Origin of the sequence: uncultured Caballeronia sp., from assembly GCF_964243625.1 — a bacterium.
In the GTDB taxonomy this organism is placed as follows: Bacteria; Pseudomonadota; Gammaproteobacteria; order Burkholderiales; family Burkholderiaceae; genus Caballeronia.
Genome location: NZ_CAXTGZ010000575.1, coordinates 1 through 3,810 on the forward strand (window position 1 = coordinate 1; position 3,810 = coordinate 3,810).

The 3,810-nt window shown below is 62.2% G+C and carries 4 protein-coding genes; 1 reads left to right on the top strand and 3 read right to left on the bottom strand.

Annotated elements, in window-relative coordinates; all coding sequences use genetic code 11:
* Positions 1-419: flavodoxin family protein (locus tag ACFFAR_RS27315; RefSeq protein ID WP_375508832.1), on the top strand; the 419-nt coding region annotated here is incomplete at its 5' end.
* Positions 420-511: 92 nt separating this feature from the next.
* On the opposite strand, the gene ACFFAR_RS27320 is transcribed toward ACFFAR_RS27315, so the two are convergent.
* From ACFFAR_RS27320 to ACFFAR_RS27330, 3 genes are all read right to left on the bottom strand, one after another.
* A complete protein-coding gene (locus ACFFAR_RS27320; RefSeq protein WP_062168189.1) occupies positions 512-1,339 on the bottom strand; it encodes an OmpW family protein in 828 nt (275 codons plus the stop codon).
* A 99-nt stretch (positions 1,340-1,438) separates the two neighbouring features.
* Positions 1,439-2,680: a DUF2957 domain-containing protein gene (locus ACFFAR_RS27325; RefSeq protein ID WP_174364446.1), complete on the bottom strand. Its 1,242-nt coding sequence runs from the start codon at positions 2,678-2,680 to the stop codon at positions 1,439-1,441.
* Between the two features lie 68 nt (positions 2,681-2,748).
* The coding region (locus ACFFAR_RS27330; RefSeq protein ID WP_375508833.1) for a DUF2957 domain-containing protein at positions 2,749-3,810 on the bottom strand (1,062 nt) is incomplete at its 5' end.

Here is a 3,810-nt window from a genome sequence, read left to right on the forward strand (position 1 = left end):
ACGCAGCCGACGGCATCATCTTCGGCGCGCCCACGTACATGGGCGGCCCGTCCGCCGACTTCAAGAAATTCGCCGATGCCAGTTCCAAACCCTGGTTCGCGCAATCGTGGAAAGACAAGGTCGCCGCCGGCTTCACCAACTCGGCGACCATGAACGGCGACAAGCACTCGACCATCGCGTATTTCATCACGCTCGCCATGCAGCACAGCATGATCTGGGCGGGCACCGGCATGATGCCGTCGAATACGAAGGCGGCCACGCGCAACGACCTGAACTTCGTCGGTGGTTTTTCGGGCTTGCTCACGCAATCACCTGCCGATGCATCCCCGGACGAAGCACCCCCGCCCGGCGACCTTGAAACAGCAAAAGCATTCGGTGCGCGAATCGCGGCCGTTACAGCCCGCTGGACCGGAAAGTAGGCCAACCACACCCGCTCATGAAAGCAGCGGAAAATCGTCCCGCCGAATCGCGTCTAAACGGCATCGAATGATTTGCGGGACTGGCTGCGCCATCAGAAACGGTACGACACCGCCAGGAACGTGATCAGCGGATCAGCGTTCAGCTTGCCTTTGGTCGTGGCGAGTTCGGTGCCGTCGGCCGCCTTGATGATCAGCGATGACGTCGTCTTCAGCGGAATGTACGTGAGGGACGCAATCAAACCCCAGTGTTTGTCGAAGTTGTAGGTGGCGCCGACGTTGAATACCGGTTGCCACGACGACGAAGCCTTCGCGTCCACCGATGTCTGCCCCGGCTTGCCCGCAGCAGCCGCCAAAACAGCGCCGAGATTGTTCTGTGTCGAGTTGACGAAGCCGTTGGTGAGTTTGATGTTCGTGAAGAAGTTGTACGACACGCCAATACCCGCGAACGGCCGGAACGCCGACGTCGGTGAATTGAAGTAGTACTGGAAGATCAGCGCCGGGCTCCACTGCCGCACGCTTTTCACGATCGGATTGGTCTGATCGAGATTCTGGTTGCCGAGCGCGCCCGCCGGACCCGGCGGCCGGATGGTGCCGTGACCATCGAGCTCGAATTCGGGCGGCACGCCGCCCACGAACGTCGTCGCAATATGGTCGGTGAAAAAGTGTGTGAAGACGAGGGCGAGAGTATCGGCGCTTTTTGTCGAAAGGCCCGTTCCCGACGACGTGAATTGCGACGGCAAGCGCAGCGGCGTGTTGATCGGCACGGGCGCCACGTGCGTGGTGAGTTCGCTGCTCGAATCCTGCGGCATGACGTGGAACCAGCCGAGGCCCACGACGTTATCGCCGGCGCTTTGCGCGTGCGCCGTCATTGAAGCGCAAGCCCAGGCACATCCGATCACCGCTGCCAGTATCTTTCTCATATCGTCTCTCTTCGGTTACAGGCCGTCACGCGACACGCCGCTTCTATATAGAAGGAGGCGTGAAACGCGCTCAGCCCTTTTTGATGGGCTGCCGGACGGTCACTCGACAAATGAGCCGATGGTGAAATACGGAGTCGTCGGATCGCTCTGATCGAGGTAGCCGAACACGCCGCCGGAGAAGATGAACTTGCCGGTGGGTGTCGCGCCAGTCGATGCATTGACGACCGTCGACGTCACAAGACCCTGGATGGTCTGCGTGTAGTCGAGGTTCAACGCACGCGACAACGCAACTTGCGACGGCTGGAACGGATCGATGAGCGTGGCCTGCGTACCGGTGAGCGCTGTTGTACGGTAGTTGAACTGGTTATCCACGCCCACGTATTCGCCATCAACCGATCCCACCGCCACGTTCGTTTGCGGCGAGAGCATCGAGATACCGGATTCGTCGTCGGCGAAAGGCGGAATGCCTGTCGTGATCGTGGCGTTCGCCGTGCCCGTACGAACCAGGATCGGCACGTTCACGCCGCGCAACTTGCCGACGATCATGTAGCCCTTGCCAAGCGGACCGGTCGCGAGCGTCGGTTTGCCTTGTCCAAGGAAGTTGTTCGTGACGAACGCGCCGCTGCCATCGGGCGATGGCGTGAAGTTCGACCCCGCCTGCTGGCATTTGCCTGCATTCACGCCGGTGTTATCGCACTCTTGCCACGTGCCGTCGGCATTGATGGTGATCTTTGAATCGACGGCAAGACGCGCATAACTTTGCGATGGCACTTCGTGGTACCCAAGCTGGTTATACGATCCCGCGACATTGGCGAGATTCGTTTCCAGCGTCGAGAAGCCGATGAACGGGTAATACGGGAATGTGCGATCCGGCACGACGCCCTGCCCGAGAATGCCGCCGAACTGCAGCTCCTTGCCCGGAATCGTGCCGCCCGCCACACCCTCGCCCACGAAGATACGCGCGGGGCGCGTCGGGTCGAGCGTCGCGCCGTTCAACTGATACGCGCATTGATTCAGCTTTTGTGTCGGCAGGCCGGTTTCCATCGTGAGCGTGCCGCTTTGCGTGGTGCCGGCGCGCGTCGGGGAGACGGTGCCGGTCGTGGCGGGTATCGGCGATTCAATGTACGTCACTTGCCACGTGAGCTTGGTGGTGTCGAGCTGCAGCTTGACGAGTTCGCCGTCGCCACCGCCGCCGGTGAAGTTGGTCGTGTAATCAAGCGATGCCGGGCACAAACGGACGACCGGCGCCTGCGGCGCATCGCTGCCGCCCCCACACGCGCTCATCAGGAACGGCGCCGCGCCCGCGATTGATACAACTGCGCCAAGAGTTCTCCATTTCATGCTGCTGTCTCCATCCACATTGGTTCGTTCGTTGGCGGCCGACGCATGCCGGCCGCCGTGTTTTCCACTTATTTGCTCAGCAACGCGCCAATGCCGAAGTACGGGCTCGCGGGGGTATCGGCATTGACGGAGGTCGATGTCGGGCCGCCATTCACCGTGCTTCCCGCTATGAAGATCCCGTACAGGCCACCCGCCGATATCAGCGCGCCCTTGCCGCCGTTCTGGTCCTGCACGCCGATCAAGCCGGGCAACTGCTGCGCGTAACTCATGCCGAAGCCGGTCTCGGTGCTTTGCGTCGATGGATTGATGAACGAGCCGACCGGACCTTGCAGCAGCGCGGCCGTGTACTTGAAGTTCGAATCCGCGCCGACGTAGCCGCCATCGAACGCGCCTGATTGCAGCGCTGTGTTCGGGGCGAGCATGGCGATGCCGGATTCATCGTCGACTTGTGCTGCGTTCGTGTTCAGCGGCGTGAGCGGCGACGGCACGAAGACCTGGCCCGTGCGCACGATGATCGGAACGATCGCGCCGTTCACCTTGCCGATCACCATGTTCGCGTTGGCCACGGCCGGGAACGTGAGCGCGCCGACGAGCGGCAGCGTGGGTGTCGCGCGTTTGCCCTGCACTTGCGGCGCAACGGCGCTGGTGAAGTACGAACCGCCTGCATTCGCCGTCCACGCGCCGCCGGTCGTCTGGCAGGACGTGTTCGATGCCGGCACGGGCACGGTGCAGTTGCCGGCGGTATCGAAGGATTCCTGCGCCTGGGTGGTCGTGGTCGCGTAGTTATTCGATGGAACCAAGTGGTAAAGCAGCGCGTTATACGTGCCCTTGAGGTCCGCGACGTTCGTGCTCACCGACGCAAAGCCAATGAACGGATAGAAGTCGAAATGCCGGTTCGGCACTGGGAACAATTGCGGGAAACCGGGGATGGCATGGACGCCGTCGGCGGTGAGCGTCGCGCCGTTGTACTGCACGGTCGCACCCGGAATGCCGCCGCCCGCCACGCCCTGGCCAATGAAGATCGTCGGCGGATTCGTCTGGTTGAATGCCGCGGCGGTCGGGTAGGCCGATCCATCCGACGCCTTGCCGCCGCCCGGCGTCAGAACGAACGCGCAACGTGTTTGCTCGGC

Coding starts and splice junctions, on each gene's coding strand:
- ACFFAR_RS27320 (WP_062168189.1), bottom strand. CDS start 1,339: ATGAGAAAGATACTGGCAGCGGTGATCGGATGTGCCTGGGCTTGCGCT.
- ACFFAR_RS27325 (WP_174364446.1), bottom strand. CDS start 2,680: ATGAAATGGAGAACTCTTGGCGCAGTTGTATCAATCGCGGGCGCGGCG.